Raw genomic sequence first — 240 nt, forward strand, 5'->3', positions numbered from 1 at the left:
CACTGGACACTGGGGGCGGGGGCGGGGGTACTGGCAACAGCGCCGCCGGCGCGACCAGGCCGGGGTGGGCATCGACGTGGCCACGGTGGTCGCAATTGCCGGGCGCGTGCGCGAGGCCGGCGCGGCGCTGGTCGAGAAGGTCCGGCAGGGGGACGGCGGCGAGCGCGTGGCCCCGGGCCGCGGGGTGGGGGCCTCGCGGGCCGGCGGCGGCCTGGCCGCCGGCGGCTCGGCGGGGAGGGC

General features: G+C 82.5%; 1 pseudogene. It reads left to right on the forward strand.

The window, feature by feature from the left end:
• Positions 1-240: pseudogene (locus ACQG3P_RS22835) on the forward strand (hypothetical protein); the annotation flags it as partial.

Source organism: Stenotrophomonas sp. SrG, assembly GCF_050031795.1.
GTDB classification, from domain to species: domain Bacteria; phylum Pseudomonadota; class Gammaproteobacteria; order Xanthomonadales; family Xanthomonadaceae; genus Stenotrophomonas; species Stenotrophomonas rhizophila_A.